Here is a 12,790-nt window from a genome sequence, read left to right on the forward strand (position 1 = left end):
ACATGGCAACCATCAAAGGCCTCAACGTCCACATCATCACCTGCGCCCCCACCGGCATCCTCACCGAGATGACCGTCGAAACTGACAACCGCGACCGAATCCGCTGGGAACTGGCGTGCAAGCGTGAGAAGTGGCCCACACCCACAGAAGCCCCCTTCCTGTGGGCCACATACCTCGCCTACGCGGCCCTTAAACGAACCGGTGAACTCCCCTCAGGCATGACCTTCGAACAATTCTCCGACGCCACCTCACACGCCGAGGCCGCAGCCGTCGACGTGGACCCTACCCAATCGGCGACCGCCGCCGACTAATCGTCTCCCTCGCCCTCGCCACGGGCATCCCAATGAGCGAATGGGAGACACGGCCCGACGCCGACCTCGCCACCGCCCTCACCCTCCTCGACCGCCCCTAGAAAGGTCCTCGCCATGGCATCGAAAACCGCGATCCTCTCGGTGCGCGTCGTCTCTGACGTAAAAGACGCCACGGCAGGAATGGACCAGGTGGCCGACAAGGCCGGGCAGATGGAGAACGGCCTCAAAAAGGCCGCCGTCCCCGCCGCCGCAGTAGTCGGCGCGCTCGGCCTCGTCGCCAAGGCCGCCACCGACGCCGCCTCCGACCTCCAACAATCAGTCGGAGCCGTCGAAGCCGTCTACGGTGCCCACGCCGACACCGTCACCGCCAACGCCGAGCGCGCCGCCTCATCGGTTGGCCTCGCCGCCGCCGAATACAACAACCTCGCCGCCGTCCTCGGCGCCCAACTCACCACCATGGGCACCAGCGCCGACGACCTCGCAGGACAAACCGACCAACTCATCAGCCTGGGCGCCGACCTGGCCGCCACATTCGGCGGAACTACCGCCGACGCCGTGGCCGCCGTCTCCTCCCTCCTCAGGGGCGAGCGCGACCCCATCGAAAAATACGGCGTCTCCATCAAGCAAGCCGACATCGAGGCCCGCCTCGCCGCCCAAGGCCTCACCGGCCTGACCGGAGAAGCCGCAAAGACCGCCGAAGCGCAAGCCACCCTCGCCCTCCTCACCGAGCAAACCGCCGCCGCACAAGGCCAATTCGCCCGCGAAGCCGACTCAGCCGCAGGAGCACAACAGATCGCGAACGCCGAATGGGAAAACGCAAAGGCAAGTCTCGGAGAAAAACTCCTTCCGGTTGTTACTCAATTCACCCAGGCGATGGGAACAGCAGCCACATTCGTCGCCGACCACTCCACCGCCGTCCTCATCGCCGCCGGAGTCATCGGCGGCCTCGCCGCCACCATCCTCGCGATCAATGGAGGCCTCGCCGCATACCACTCGATCCAAACAGCCGTGCGCATCGCTACAACCGCATGGACCGCAGCACAAGGCGCCCTCAACGTGGTCATGAACCTCAACCCCATCGGCATCGTGGTAACCGCCATCGCCGCCCTCGTCGCCGGAATCATCTACGCCTACCAGAACAGCGAAACCTTCCGAAACGGCGTCAACGGCCTATGGGAAGCCATAAAATCCGGCGCCTCCAAAGTCATGACCTGGATCCAACCCATCATCGACGGGTTTTGGGCCATGGTCGACGGCGTACAGTCCGCCTATACCTGGGTGTCGAACCTCTTTAGCAACTTCACGCCACCCGCATGGCTCTCCCAAGTTGGCTCCTTCCTGGGGCTCTCCGCAGGCGGCGCACCCCCCACCATCGAGGCCGCCGCAGGCGCCGCCGCCCCTGTGCCCACACTCGCCACCCTCGTCCGCCGCCGCACATCCGCCGACACCACCCCCGCCCCCTCCGTCGTCAACATCACCGTCAATGGCGCCCTCGACCCCGTCGCCGTCTCCGAGCAGATCCGCCGCATCCTCACCACCGCCGAGCGCCGCACCGGCGCCGTCATCATCGGAGCAGGGCGATGAGTGCCGATCTGACCACCTGGGTCGAGGTCGCGGGAACGCGCCTGGCAGGCGCAGCCGCAGACCTCGAATCCGGGCACGCTACGGTGCTCGATGGGCTCACCATTAGATGGGGTAGATCCTCCCGGTTGGACCAGCCCCGTCCGTCCACCGCCTCCATGTCGATCGCCGTACCTGAGGCCCAGGTCGCGGCCGTCACGGACCTGTGCGCGCCGGGCGCGCCCCTGGTCGTCACCACCGAGGCCACTCCAGGGGCGATCGACACGCAGACGGTCGTCTCGTCTCCCGCACCCCAAAGCCTCGGGGCTGGTGTGGTCGCGCGTCTCATGCCCGCCGCGCCCCCGCCTGAGGGCCTGGACCCGGCCGCTTGGGACAGTCTCCCGGTCGCGACACGCGGCGCCGTCTACCGCGCCGCCCTGATCGTTGACTGGATCCCCCCGGACTCGACGATCCGCATCGCCCCCGTCTACGCATCCGGGCCGTGGCCGTCGACGTGGACGACCGGCCCAGTCGCCGCCTCCACCTCCATCCCCGGCCCACTGGAGGTCCTCATCGAGCCGGAAGACGAGCATCTAGGAGACTGGGTGGGCCTGGCCGTCTGGGCCAACCCCATCGGCCCCATGTGGACCGCCCTCACGACGCCATGGGCCGCGCTGGGTCAGTCATGGGAGCGCTACGGGCGCGCCGAAACCCGCAGTCACACCCTCACCCGCACCGGCGCCGCCTCCCCGTCGGCGACACCGTTTGATGGGCGCATCACCGACGCGGTCCTGTCCTGGGACGACACGCTCGGAATGCCACGCCTCGACCTGACATGCGCCGACGCGAGCGCCGAGCACGCCAACCTCATGATCGGATCCGACCCATGGCCCGCAGAAACCGCAGCCGAGCGGATCGCCCGAGCGATCGACGCCGCCCGCATTCCGATCCGCACCGTGATCGACCCGGCTCCCGGAGCCCTCACCCTCGCCCCCAAAGACATCGACTCTCAATCTCTCGCCCAGGTGTTGCGCGATATCGCCTCCTCCACCGGCGCGATCCTCTGGCCCGCAGCACACCGCACCCTCGGCCAGTACTACCGGCTCGAAGACCTCGCCTGCCGTCGCGCCCTGTACAGGCTGCGCCAGGCAGGAGACGGCCGCGCATATCTCGAGACGGCATCGAGCGGCGCCACCGTCCTGGAGGCCTCCACGCTCGCCCGAGACGTGGACATCACCCGCGACACCACCGACCTCGCCACCACCGTGGCCGTCACCTGGACCGAGACCGGCGTCGACGACACCGGAAAACCCACCTCCACGCAACACACTGAGACCGCCAAGGACCAGGCGCTCATCGAAAGGCTCGGATACCGCAGCGTCTCTATCACCACCGACCTCGCCACCGCCAGGGACGCCCAGGCTCTCGCAGGCCGCACGCTCGCCCGCAGTGCTCCCGGAGGCTGGACCATCCCCGCCGCCCGCCTCAACACCCGAGCGCCCGACCTGTCAGCCCAAACCGCGATCCTCCTCCTGGACGCCACCACCCGGATCGGACACCCCCTCATCATCACCGGCGCTGCCCCCTGGGTCCCCGGCTCTGGCCGCATCGCCGTCTACCTCGACGGAGGCTCCTACACCTACCGGGACGGGCGGTGGACCCTCGCCCTCCAACTCACGCGGGCCGCCGTGCCCGGAGCCGCCCTCACCTGGGGCCAGATCCCCGACCCCCTCACCTGGACCCTCCTCGACTCCCTCACCTACCTCGACCTAGCCACCGCAACTATCTAAGGAAAGACTCATGCCCGCACAGACTGCAAAACTGGCCATCCCCTACCCCCTACCCGCCGACAAGCCCGCCGACTTCCCCGCCCTCGCTAAGCAGATCGCCGAACGCCTCGAGGCCCTGCTCGGTAGCCCCGCAGACCTCAAAATCGCCCCGAACAGCGGTTGGAAACTGACCGTCGTCGAGGCGACGCGCACCGGCCGCCGCATCGACTGCCTCCTCAAGCTCCAGAGGACGGGAGGAGCATTCAACATCTCATCTGGCCAGTTCTTCCGCGTCGCAACCATCGGCGCCGTTGCCCTGCGCCCCCGCGTCCGCAGTTTCGGGCACATGATGTCCGACGCGCAGGTGTACCTGTACGCCGACCCGAACGGAAATGTCGACCTCATGTGCTGGAGAACCGGCACTTTCGGCACCGGCGAATGGGACGTAGAGGCCAGCTGGACCATCGCCTGAAAGGAGGCCGAATCATGCCCAATGCCGCAGTGACCGATATCCACCAGTCCCCGAACTACAGCCCCGGCCGCTCCGCGCCCCCGGCATGGATCGTGATCCATCACTGGGGAGAAGACGGCCAGACTCATCAGGACGTGGTCAACTACCTCAGCAGGTGGGGCGGCGACACGAGCGCGCACTACGTCGCCAGCGCCGGGCGCGTCACGCAACTCGTCGCCGACACAGATCGAGCATGGCACGCCCTCGACGGAAACGCCCTCGGAATCGGAATCGAATGCCGCCCCGAGTGCTCCGACGCCGACTTCGAGACCGTCATCAGCCTCATCGGAGCGATCCGCGCCCAATGGGGACCGCTCCCCCTGCGCCCGCACACCGACTTCACCGCTACTGCGTGCCCCGGCCGGTGGGCCGCCCGCCTCAATGAGCTCTCCGCCCGCGCCCAAGCCTCCGCCCCCGCCTCGGCGCCCGCCCAGGCACCCACCACCCGAAAGGACACCACTGCCATGCACATGATCCGCACCGTCACCCCCTGGAACACCTACGCCTACGCACTCGTGTGCCTCTCCGGCCTCGGCGGCGCCCGCGCCATCGACCAAGCCGAGGCCGATTACTACTACCCCGTGCTTGGGGTCCGGCCCGTTGGGTGGGTGACCTGGAACGGGCTCGTCGAGCGAGCATGGCAGGCCCACAATGCCGCGATCAAGGCGATCGGCGGCGCCGTGGACATCTCCATCGCGGACGAGGTCGCCACGATCCTCGACACCGTCAAGGCGATCGGCGTGCCCGCACCGGCCGAGGCGATCGCCGCCGAGAAGGAGGTGACCGCATGAGCGCGCCCCGCCACGCCGCAGACGCCCCGACCCCCCGCCTGGCCTCCTGGCTGACCCCCGAGGTCCGCAGGTGGGTCTACGGGATAGCCCTCGCCGCCCTCCCGCTCGCCACGGCCTACGGGCTCGTCACCGAGGCGCACGCGCCCCTATGGGCAAGCCTCGTCGGCTCGATCCTCGTCCCCGGCCTCGCCCTCGCACACACCCCCACGGGAGGATCCGCATGAGCCCGGATCTCATCGCCGCCCTCGGCGGCCTCACCGGACTCGGAGCCCTCATCACCTCGACCGCAGGCCTCATCGAGACTCGGAGGCGGCTCAGGCCCAACCACGGCAGCAGCGTCGCCGACGGCGTCCGCCGGATCGAAGACTCAGTCCGATCCCTCGGCCACCAAGTCGGCGAGATCCGCACCGACCTCGCCGAGGAACGCCGCGACCGACGATCCTGGGACGAAGCCCTCAGCGACCGCGTCCAAGCCCTCGAAGGGCGTCGCCGCTGCGGCGCTTCAGGTCCGTTCGAGCGCCGCGACCAGGGCGCGCCGTCATCCACTCGTCAATCGTCTCGACCGTCCAGCCTCGCACCGCGCGATCGCCAAGCCCGATCATCACATCCGGGTCGGGCGTGAGGCCCTTCGCCGTGTATGAGCTGAGCGTGTTCGTCGAGAGCCCAACGCGCTCGGCGAAATCCGAAAGGCTGAGATACCGCGTCGTCATCGAATCCTCCGAGATCAGTGGGGAGGAGGCCGCTCGGGCCGGTCGCTGCCGACCCGAGCGGGATCTCAGTCCTGAGCCTCGTCGCCCCAGTCGAGTCGAGCGATCAGGCGCAGGGCCTTCTCAATCAACTCGATGAGCGCTACAATGGCCGCAGGAACGGAGATCAGAACCGCGATAATCTCGATCATTATCTTGGCTCCTTTCCTCCACGCCCCCGGCTCCACCCGGGGGCTTCCTGTTGGGGGCGGGATTGCCTCCCAACACTCACAACAATAGGCGACGCAACGCCTATTGTCAACTTGGGGGGATTACACCGCAGCGCAGGCCGCCGCCGAGCGCAACGTCTCCATGTCCGTTGCTATGTATCGCTGCGTCGTCGCGACCGACGCATGACCTAGAAGGCGCTGGATCGCGATAAGGTCCCGCGATCCCGCGTGTGCGCGCGACGCGAAGCGATGCCGCAGCGTGTGCAAAGTCCACGACTCGGGAAGAAGCCGGGTCGCGATCTTCCCGACATGGCGCGGGGTAAGGTGCCCGCCGGTAGGGGAGGGCAGGAGCCAGCGGCGCCGCCCGATATACCTGCGCACCTCCCGAGCAAGCGAATCCGAGAGCGGGACGATCCGCTCTTTCCCGCCCTTGCCGTGAACGAGGAGCGAGATCCCCGAAAGATCCTCGACGAGATCCCGGCGCTCCACTGCGGCGATCTCCGCCCGCCGCAGACCCGCCTCCGCAGCGAGTCGCAGGATCACCCGCGCCCGCGCATCCGCAGCCTCCAGAGCTACCGAATAGACCGCCTCAGGGGCGGGCCTGGGCATCGGCGGCGCTGGTTGCACGCTCGGGAGCGCATCCGTCGGATCATCGACGACGATCCCGGCTTCGAACGCCCAACGGAAGAACCCGCGCAGCGACGCATACACCGAGCGGCGCGTCTCCCGAGACCACTCATGAGCCCCCGCCCACTCGACCAGCATCGAGCGTGAGACGAGGCCCGGCGACCCGGCACCGCTCTGCCGCGCAAACCGCCTCAGGTGGTCCGTGCGCGTCTCAATCGTCTGCGCAGAGCGTTGCGCCGCTCTGAGTGCGAGCGTCCAGGAATCTATAGCCTCTGACCAGGGGGAGGGGATAGGGAGTCGAGTAATCACAACAGACCATCATGGGACTCAGGATTAGGACGCCCGCCGCGACCGCCACTCATCGAGATCTACCACCTTGCAGGCCACAGCGCGTGAGACTCCCAACCAGAAGGTTGGGGGTTCGAGTCCCTTCGGGCGCGCAGCGGCCCCGCTCGGTGCGATCCACCGGTCGGGGTTCTGCGTTTTTCAGGGGGCATCCCTTTCTCGGGCGTTCTTCCCCGTCGCGGCCCCGGGTGGCCGAGGGCTCAGATATTCACCCGGACGCCCCACCGGCCCGCCGCGTCGAGGCGGGCGAGGGCTTTCACCGCAGTGACCCGCAGGCCGTTGTCGGCGCGCATGCGCTCGATGATCCCGGCCGCGGTGCCGTGGTCGAGCACGGCGATTCTGATGCCGAGGGACTCCACTTCGAGCGGGGCGCTCGAGAAGGGGCCCTCGACCCGGACGAGGCAGTGGAAGGCGTGCTCCTCCTCAGCGGTGCCGGTCCACCCCTCCTTCCGGGCGCGCTTCGCCATCGCCGCGTCGAGCCCGTCCGAGACGGGCAACTCGGTCCACGTCTCCGACTCCGCGACGATGAGGGTCGGTTCCTTGTACCCGAAGAGCTTCTGGAAGAAATCCATGGGGCCAGTCTGCCAGAGGCCGCCCGTGCCGCTCAGGGGGCGGCGGGCGCCTCGACGATCCAAGGCTTGAGAGGAAGGGCCCGCAGGGCCCCGAGGTCGAGGGCGTCGAACAGATCCCGGGCGCTCCTGGCGCGCTCGACGCCGAGGGAGGCTCCGATGAATGCGATGACATCCCCGGTCGACCAGCCGAGTGCGTGAAGCTCGCGGAGTGTCACGGCGCCGTCGCGCTTCGCGAGCCGGTCTCCGGCAGGGCCGAGGGCGAGGGGCACGTGGACGTAGGTCGGCGGCGTCACGCCGAGGAGGGCGGCGAGCGCCGCCTGTCCGGGTGCTTGAGCGAGGAGGTCGTCCCCGCGGACGACCTGGTCGATGCCCTGGTAGGCGTCGTCGACGACGACCGCGAGGTTGTAGGCGGGAGCGCCGTCGGCGCGACGCAGGACGAAATGATCGACCGGGCCCGTGTAGGAGCCGTGGAGCTCATCGAAGACGGTCCATTCGGGCGCGGGGGCGCGCAGTCGAAGGGCGGGTGCGCGGTGCTCGGCGGCGAGTTCGGCGCGGCGGCGCACGCGGGTCGCCTCATCGAGGTCCAAGCAGGTGCCGGGATAGTGGCCGGGCGGGACGTGGGGCGCGGATCCCGCTTCGCGGATGTCGCGTCGCGAGCAGTAGCACTCGAAGAGCATCCCGCGTTCGGCCAGGTCCTTCAGCGCGGCCTCGTGGGCATCGGCTCGGGAGGTCTGGATGAGGGGCTCATCGTCCCAGTCGATCCCGATCTCGGCGAGGTCGGCGAGCTGACGCTCCGCACTGCCGGAGCGGACCCGGTCGATGTCCTCGATGCGCAGGAGGAAGCGGCGGCCGCTGCGGCGCGCCCAGATCCAGGCGAGGAGGGCCGTCCGGAGGTTGCCGAGGTGGAAGTCCCCGGTCGGGGAGGGGGCGAAGCGTCCGGCGCCCGCCCCGAGCGGGCCCTGCTCGATCGGGGCCTGCTCGATCGGGCCCTTTTCGGCTGTGCCTTGCTCGTTCACGGCCCGCTCAGTCACGGTCCGGCCGTCCAAGGCCCGCTCAGTCAAGGTCTGCGATCGCCGAGTCGAGGCGCTCGAGCTTGGCGTGCATCTCATCGGCGCGCCCGGACCTCAGGTCCGCCTTGAGGACCAGTGAGACGCGCGGAGAGGTCTCGGCGACGGCATCGCAGGCGGCCTTGATGACGGGCATGACCTCGTCCCACTCCCCCTCGATCGTGGTGAACATCGAAGTCGTTTCATGAGGGAGCCCGGACTCGCGCACGATCTTGACCGCGCGGGCCACGGCTTCGGTGACGGCGCCGTCGGCGGAAGGGGAAGTCGTGGGGGAGACGGAGAAGGCGAAGAGCATGGGGCCAGTCTATGCGGAGCGAGGCCCTACACTGGGCGCGTGAAGGCGGGAGGCGCTGAACGCGCGGCATCGACCCGGGGAGCGGGGGAGCGCATTCCCGCATGGGTCTTCATCGCCCTCGGCGGGGCTTTCGGGGCGCTCGCGCGCGGCGGACTCGACGCCCTCGCCGCGGCTCACCCGTGGCCGCTCCCGGTACCGGGCTTCCTCCCCCTCATGTGGTCGACCGTCGTCGTCGACCTCGTGGGAGCCTTCTTCCTCGGCGCCCTGTCGGCGATCCTCGCGCGCAGAGCCGCTCCCAGTCGCGGCCGGGTGAATCTCCGCTTCTTCGCGGCCACGGGCTTCGCGGGCGCCTTCACGACCTACGGGACCCTCATCAGTGCGACGCGATCGGGGATGTCCGCGGCCCTGGCCCTCGGCGGGATCCTCGCCTCCGCTGCCGCCTCCTGCCTGCTTCTCGTCATCGGGGTGGCCTGTGCGGGGGCCGGGTGGCTCCTCCTTCGCGCCCTCCTCCAAGGGGACGAGGGCGATGGGCGCGAGGGAGGGGGCCGATGAGCCCCCTCGCCGTCTTCGCGATCGCCCTCGGCGGGGCCCTCGGCGCCGTCTCGCGCTGGAGGCTCGACCTCCTCGTCCGGCGGGCCGTGACCGCCCTCGCCGCCCGGCGTCGCCTGCACGGGCATCGCGATTCCGACGACCCCGTCCGCCGGCCCGCCGCGCTGCCCCTGCTGGGGATCGGGATCGTCAACATCCTCGGCAGCTTCCTCCTGGGAGTCGCGAGCAGCGCGCTCGAGCCCGAGGCGGAGCTGGCGCGCGCACTGATCGCGACGGGCTTCCTCGGAGGATTCACGACCTTCTCGACCGCGGTCATGGACTGCTGGAATCTCTGGCACGCGGGGCGCAGGGGGCCGGCGCTCGCGCTCCTCCTCGGCGTCTGGGCCCTGTCCCTGGCGGCCCTGAGCCTCGGCGCCGCACTCGCGGGAGCGCTCGTCCGGCCCTGACATCCGCTCGTGCTCGGCAGTGACATCCGCTCGGCTCGTTCAATCCGGTGACGGGCGCGGATCGTGCGCGCTTTGAGGACGGCGAGGGGATCGATGGGGAGTTACCTGGATCACTTCCAGAATGAGACGCTATTTCCGCAGATCAGAGGGTAAATCATTTCGAATAGTGGAGAGTTGTAACGAGTTATTTGGGGCGATTCGGACGGCCACCTATGCTGAAAAGGTCAAACAACGGGATCGACGGCCTAGTGGAGGGCGAAATGATCGACCTTAACGGAGTGCGGAAGGTGTACTCCGTCAAGGGCGGCAACGAAGTGGTCGCCCTCGACAACGTCACGCTTCACGTGGAGCGCGGCTCGATCCACGGCATCGTCGGACAATCCGGCGCCGGCAAATCGACCCTCATCCGATGCCTCACCGCCCTCGAGCACCCCAGCGAAGGCGAAATCGTCGTCGACGGCCTCGACCTCGCCCGCCTCGGCGGCAAGGAACTGCGCGAAGCCCGCCGTCGCATCGGCATGGTCTTCCAAGCGGCGAACCTCCTCGACGCGCGCACCGCCGCGCAGAACATCGGCTACCCGCTCAAGCTCGCAGGCGTTCCCAAGGACAAGGTCAAGGCCCGCGTCGAGGAACTCCTCGAACTCGTCGGCCTCGCCGGGCGCGGCGACTCCTACCCCTCGCAGCTCTCGGGCGGTCAGCGTCAGCGCGTCGGCATCGCCCGCGCCCTCGCCGACTCCCCCTCGGTCCTCCTGTGCGACGAGCCGACCTCCGCCCTCGACACCGAATCGACGCGGCAGATCCTCGAACTCATCCGCTCCATCCGCGAATCCGAGGGCGTCACGGTCCTCGTCATCACGCACGAGATGGCCGTGGTCCGCGAGATCTGCGACTCCGTCACCCTCCTCGGGCACGGCCGCGTCATCCAGACCGGCGCCGTCGGCGAAGTGGTCGCCGATGCGACCAGCCCCCTCGCCCGTGAACTCGTCCCCGCGCCCTCCGTCGACGAGGCGGATCTGCGCGAGGACGCGACGCTCCTCGACGTCATCTTCACCTCCACGCCCGGCGTGCCCACAGGGGCGACCGTCCTCAACCTCGCCGCCTCGATGGGCGCCGACGTCACGGCCGGGACCTTCGAATCCATCGGAACGGTCCAAGTCGGCAGGCTCGCGCTCTCCGTCCCGAGCTACCACGCGGACAAGATCATCTCGCGCCTGCGCGAGGACGACATCTACGCGGAGGTGAGATCGTGACCGCTTTCGCCCAGACCGGCCTCCTCGGAGCCGCGCGCCTGACGAGCATCCTGCCCGGCGGCGTCAACGATCCCAAGTGGCTCGACAACCCGGCGCTCACCAAGCAGTTCGTGCCCGCGATCATCGACACGCTCCTCATGATGGGCTTCGCGACCCTGTTCACGGTCCTCATCGGCCTGCCGCTCGGACTCCTCCTCGTTCAAACGGGGAAGAACGGCCTCACGCCGAACCGGCCCGTCTACGAGACGGCATCCGCGATCGTCAACGTCGTCCGCTCCTTCCCCTTCATCATCGGCATCGTCGTCCTCATCCCGGTGACCCGCCTCATCGTCGGCACCTCGCTCGGATGGCAGGCGACCGTCGTCCCGCTCGTCCTCCTGTCCGTCCCCTACTTCGCCCGCCTCGTCGAATCGAACATCCTCGCCGTCGATCCGGGCAAGATCGAAGCGGCGCAGATGATGGGCGCCTCGAACCGGCAGATCCGCTGGGGCGTGCAAGTCCGCGAAGCGGCCCCCGTCCTCGTCCAGTCGATCACGACGCTCGCAATCACCCTCATCGGCTACTCCGCGATGGCGGGCGCCGTCGGCGGCGGCGGCCTCGGCCAGATGGCGATCAACTACGGGTACAACCGCTGGCAGGACGACGTCATGATCTCCACGGTCATCGCGATCATCATCATCGTTCAGCTCGTCCAGATGATCGGTGACATGATCAGCCGGCTGGTGGACCACCGCTGAGGCGACCGCCGGCCGGGTGAACCCCAGCCCAGCACTCCGAACTTCAACCCCCTCAATCCGCGCCCCCGGGCGCCCCGCTTTCCGCCGATCGACCAGGGCGAGCCGCTCATGCTCCGCCCGAGTCGTCGGAGGGCCCTCACAGAAAAGAGACCCACCATGCGTTCCATCCGCACCATCGTCGCCGCCTCCACCGCGGCCCTGCTGTCCCTCGGCCTCGCGGCCTGCGGTTCCTCCTCGAACTCCGGCGCCGATTCCGCGGCCTCCTCCGACGCGTCTTCCTCGGCGGTCGTCGATCTCAAGATCGGCGCCTCGCCCTCGCCGCACGCGAAGATCCTCCAGTACATCCAGGACAATCTCGCCGCCGCCGCGGGCCTCAAGCTCGAGGTCGTCGAGTACACGGATTACATCCTGCCGAACACCGCCCTCAACGACGGCGACCTTGATGCGAACTTCTTCCAGACCGTGCCCTACCTCGATGCCCAGGAGGCCGAGAACGGCTTCGACTTCACCCCGGGCAAGGGCGTCCACCTCGAGCCCCTCGCGGTCTACTCCAACAAGATCAAGTCCCTCGACGAGCTGCCCGCCGGTGCGACCGTGGGCATCATCTCCGACGTGACGAACCAGGCCCGCGCTCTCAAGCTCCTCGCGGACAACGGCCTCGTCGAGCTCCCGAGCGACGGCCAGGAGGCGAACGTCAACAACGTGAAGATCCTCAAGGACTTCACCTTCACCGAGGTCGAGGGCCCGCAGCTCGTCCGCTCCCTCGACGACGTCGACATCGCCGTCATCAACGGCAACTTCGCCCAGGAGGGCGGTCTTTCCCAGGCGAAGGATGCGCTGGTCGTCGAGTCGCCCGAGGACAACCCGGCTGTGAACGTCCTCGTGTGGCCGACCAAGACCGAGAAGGGCGAGGCGATCGTCAAGCTCGAGGAGCTCCTCCACTCCGATGAGGTCAAGAAGTTCATCGAGGACACCTGGGCCGACGGTTCCGTCATCCCCGCGTTCTGATCGACGAGGGCTCGGCTGACGAGCCCGATCGACTGG

The 12,790-nt window shown here is 68.5% G+C and carries 17 protein-coding genes; 12 read left to right on the top strand and 5 right to left on the bottom strand.

All coding sequences use genetic code 11. The annotated features are described in order from the left end of the window. Nucleotides 1–2 precede the first annotated feature (2 nt). The 7 genes from ACQY7V_RS04985 (at nucleotide 3) to ACQY7V_RS05015 (ending at nucleotide 5,564) form a co-directional block, all read left to right on the top strand. A complete protein-coding gene (locus tag ACQY7V_RS04985) occupies nucleotides 3–311 on the top strand; it encodes a hypothetical protein (protein ID WP_303843688.1) in 309 nt (102 codons plus the stop codon). A 114-nt stretch (nucleotides 312–425) separates the two neighbouring features. Further along, entirely contained in the window at nucleotides 426–1,895 is a 1,470-nt protein-coding gene (locus ACQY7V_RS04990) for a hypothetical protein (RefSeq protein WP_428639174.1), read from the top strand. Next, nucleotides 1,892–3,661 carry a hypothetical protein gene (locus ACQY7V_RS04995; protein ID WP_428639176.1) on the top strand — a complete coding sequence of 590 codons (1,770 nt, stop codon included), beginning with the start codon at nucleotides 1,892–1,894 and terminating at the stop codon, nucleotides 3,659–3,661. The genes ACQY7V_RS04990 and ACQY7V_RS04995 overlap by 4 nt, the downstream gene beginning before the upstream one ends. Before the next feature lie 10 nt (nucleotides 3,662–3,671). Continuing rightward, on the top strand, nucleotides 3,672–4,112 hold the full coding sequence (locus ACQY7V_RS05000; protein WP_303774066.1) for a hypothetical protein: 441 nt from the start codon (nucleotides 3,672–3,674) through the stop codon (nucleotides 4,110–4,112). A 14-nt stretch (nucleotides 4,113–4,126) separates the two neighbouring features. Further along, nucleotides 4,127–4,942, top strand: a complete 816-nt coding sequence (locus ACQY7V_RS05005) for a peptidoglycan recognition protein family protein (RefSeq protein WP_303843683.1) — start codon at nucleotides 4,127–4,129, stop codon at nucleotides 4,940–4,942. Continuing rightward, nucleotides 4,939–5,166, top strand: a complete 228-nt coding sequence (locus ACQY7V_RS05010) for a hypothetical protein (RefSeq protein ID WP_303774068.1) — start codon at nucleotides 4,939–4,941, stop codon at nucleotides 5,164–5,166. Before ACQY7V_RS05005 ends, ACQY7V_RS05010 begins: the two co-directional genes overlap by 4 nt. Then, a complete protein-coding gene (locus ACQY7V_RS05015) occupies nucleotides 5,163–5,564 on the top strand; it encodes a hypothetical protein (RefSeq protein WP_320660033.1) in 402 nt (133 codons plus the stop codon). Before ACQY7V_RS05010 ends, ACQY7V_RS05015 begins: the two co-directional genes overlap by 4 nt. A gap of 153 nt (nucleotides 5,565–5,717) precedes the next feature. On the opposite strand, the gene ACQY7V_RS05020 is transcribed toward ACQY7V_RS05015, so the two are convergent. The 5 genes from ACQY7V_RS05020 to ACQY7V_RS05040 form a co-directional block, all read right to left on the bottom strand. Next, nucleotides 5,718–5,840 (bottom strand): hypothetical protein, encoded by a 123-nt coding sequence (locus ACQY7V_RS05020; protein ID WP_303774070.1) that lies wholly within the window; start codon nucleotides 5,838–5,840, stop codon nucleotides 5,718–5,720. Between the two features lie 120 nt (nucleotides 5,841–5,960). Continuing rightward, on the bottom strand, nucleotides 5,961–6,623 hold the full coding sequence (locus tag ACQY7V_RS05025) for a tyrosine-type recombinase/integrase (protein ID WP_303774071.1): 663 nt from the start codon (nucleotides 6,621–6,623) through the stop codon (nucleotides 5,961–5,963). A gap of 407 nt (nucleotides 6,624–7,030) precedes the next feature. Beyond that, nucleotides 7,031–7,402, bottom strand: coding sequence for a hypothetical protein (locus ACQY7V_RS05030; protein WP_428639179.1), 372 nt, complete (start codon nucleotides 7,400–7,402; stop codon nucleotides 7,031–7,033). Between the two features lie 32 nt (nucleotides 7,403–7,434). Further along, the gene (gene gluQRS, locus ACQY7V_RS05035; protein ID WP_428639181.1) at nucleotides 7,435–8,418 is read right to left on the bottom strand and encodes a tRNA glutamyl-Q(34) synthetase GluQRS; all 984 of its coding nucleotides are present in this window, start codon (nucleotides 8,416–8,418) and stop codon (nucleotides 7,435–7,437) included. 37 nt (nucleotides 8,419–8,455) lie between these two features. Then, nucleotides 8,456–8,764 (bottom strand): thiamine-binding protein, encoded by a 309-nt coding sequence (locus ACQY7V_RS05040; protein WP_154475380.1) that lies wholly within the window; start codon nucleotides 8,762–8,764, stop codon nucleotides 8,456–8,458. A 39-nt stretch (nucleotides 8,765–8,803) separates the two neighbouring features. Between ACQY7V_RS05040 and ACQY7V_RS05045 the strand changes: the two genes are divergently transcribed. The 5 genes from ACQY7V_RS05045 (at nucleotide 8,804) to ACQY7V_RS05065 (ending at nucleotide 12,754) form a co-directional block, all read left to right on the top strand. Then, on the top strand, nucleotides 8,804–9,316 hold the full coding sequence (locus ACQY7V_RS05045; protein ID WP_428639184.1) for a fluoride efflux transporter FluC: 513 nt from the start codon (nucleotides 8,804–8,806) through the stop codon (nucleotides 9,314–9,316). Further along, nucleotides 9,313–9,759, top strand: a complete 447-nt coding sequence (locus ACQY7V_RS05050) for a fluoride efflux transporter FluC (RefSeq protein ID WP_428639185.1) — start codon at nucleotides 9,313–9,315, stop codon at nucleotides 9,757–9,759. The genes ACQY7V_RS05045 and ACQY7V_RS05050 overlap by 4 nt, the downstream gene beginning before the upstream one ends. A gap of 260 nt (nucleotides 9,760–10,019) precedes the next feature. Then, on the top strand, nucleotides 10,020–11,009 hold the full coding sequence (locus tag ACQY7V_RS05055) for a methionine ABC transporter ATP-binding protein (RefSeq protein ID WP_154475374.1): 990 nt from the start codon (nucleotides 10,020–10,022) through the stop codon (nucleotides 11,007–11,009). Next, nucleotides 11,006–11,746, top strand: a complete 741-nt coding sequence (locus ACQY7V_RS05060; RefSeq protein WP_235361826.1) for a methionine ABC transporter permease — start codon at nucleotides 11,006–11,008, stop codon at nucleotides 11,744–11,746. The genes ACQY7V_RS05055 and ACQY7V_RS05060 overlap by 4 nt, the downstream gene beginning before the upstream one ends. A 156-nt stretch (nucleotides 11,747–11,902) precedes the next feature. After that, complete coding sequence (locus ACQY7V_RS05065; RefSeq protein WP_428639188.1) at nucleotides 11,903–12,754, top strand: MetQ/NlpA family ABC transporter substrate-binding protein; 852 nt, start codon at nucleotides 11,903–11,905, stop codon at nucleotides 12,752–12,754. Nucleotides 12,755–12,790 lie beyond the last annotated feature (36 nt).

It is taken from the genome of Schaalia sp. (assembly GCF_050312375.1).
Lineage (GTDB): Bacteria > Actinomycetota > Actinomycetes > Actinomycetales > Actinomycetaceae > Pauljensenia > Pauljensenia hyovaginalis.

What these genes read in the sequence shown, in the direction of transcription:
- ACQY7V_RS05005 (WP_303843683.1), top strand. Translation starts at nt 4,127, where the DNA reads ATGCCCAATGCCGCAGTGACCGATATCCACCAGTCCCCGAACTACAGC.
- ACQY7V_RS05015 (WP_320660033.1), top strand. Translation starts at nt 5,163, where the DNA reads ATGAGCCCGGATCTCATCGCCGCCCTCGGCGGCCTCACCGGACTCGGA.
- ACQY7V_RS05010 (WP_303774068.1), top strand. Translation starts at nt 4,939, where the DNA reads ATGAGCGCGCCCCGCCACGCCGCAGACGCCCCGACCCCCCGCCTGGCC.
- ACQY7V_RS04990 (WP_428639174.1), top strand. Translation starts at nt 426, where the DNA reads ATGGCATCGAAAACCGCGATCCTCTCGGTGCGCGTCGTCTCTGACGTA.
- ACQY7V_RS05055 (WP_154475374.1), top strand. Translation starts at nt 10,020, where the DNA reads ATGATCGACCTTAACGGAGTGCGGAAGGTGTACTCCGTCAAGGGCGGC.
- ACQY7V_RS05040 (WP_154475380.1), bottom strand. Translation starts at nt 8,764, where the DNA reads ATGCTCTTCGCCTTCTCCGTCTCCCCCACGACTTCCCCTTCCGCCGAC.
- ACQY7V_RS05020 (WP_303774070.1), bottom strand. Translation starts at nt 5,840, where the DNA reads ATGATCGAGATTATCGCGGTTCTGATCTCCGTTCCTGCGGCCATTGTA.
- ACQY7V_RS05000 (WP_303774066.1), top strand. Translation starts at nt 3,672, where the DNA reads ATGCCCGCACAGACTGCAAAACTGGCCATCCCCTACCCCCTACCCGCC.
- ACQY7V_RS04985 (WP_303843688.1), top strand. Translation starts at nt 3, where the DNA reads ATGGCAACCATCAAAGGCCTCAACGTCCACATCATCACCTGCGCCCCC.
- ACQY7V_RS05065 (WP_428639188.1), top strand. Translation starts at nt 11,903, where the DNA reads ATGCGTTCCATCCGCACCATCGTCGCCGCCTCCACCGCGGCCCTGCTG.
- ACQY7V_RS05025 (WP_303774071.1), bottom strand. Translation starts at nt 6,623, where the DNA reads ATGCTGGTCGAGTGGGCGGGGGCTCATGAGTGGTCTCGGGAGACGCGC.
- ACQY7V_RS04995 (WP_428639176.1), top strand. Translation starts at nt 1,892, where the DNA reads ATGAGTGCCGATCTGACCACCTGGGTCGAGGTCGCGGGAACGCGCCTG.
- ACQY7V_RS05030 (WP_428639179.1), bottom strand. Translation starts at nt 7,402, where the DNA reads ATGGATTTCTTCCAGAAGCTCTTCGGGTACAAGGAACCGACCCTCATC.
- ACQY7V_RS05050 (WP_428639185.1), top strand. Translation starts at nt 9,313, where the DNA reads ATGAGCCCCCTCGCCGTCTTCGCGATCGCCCTCGGCGGGGCCCTCGGC.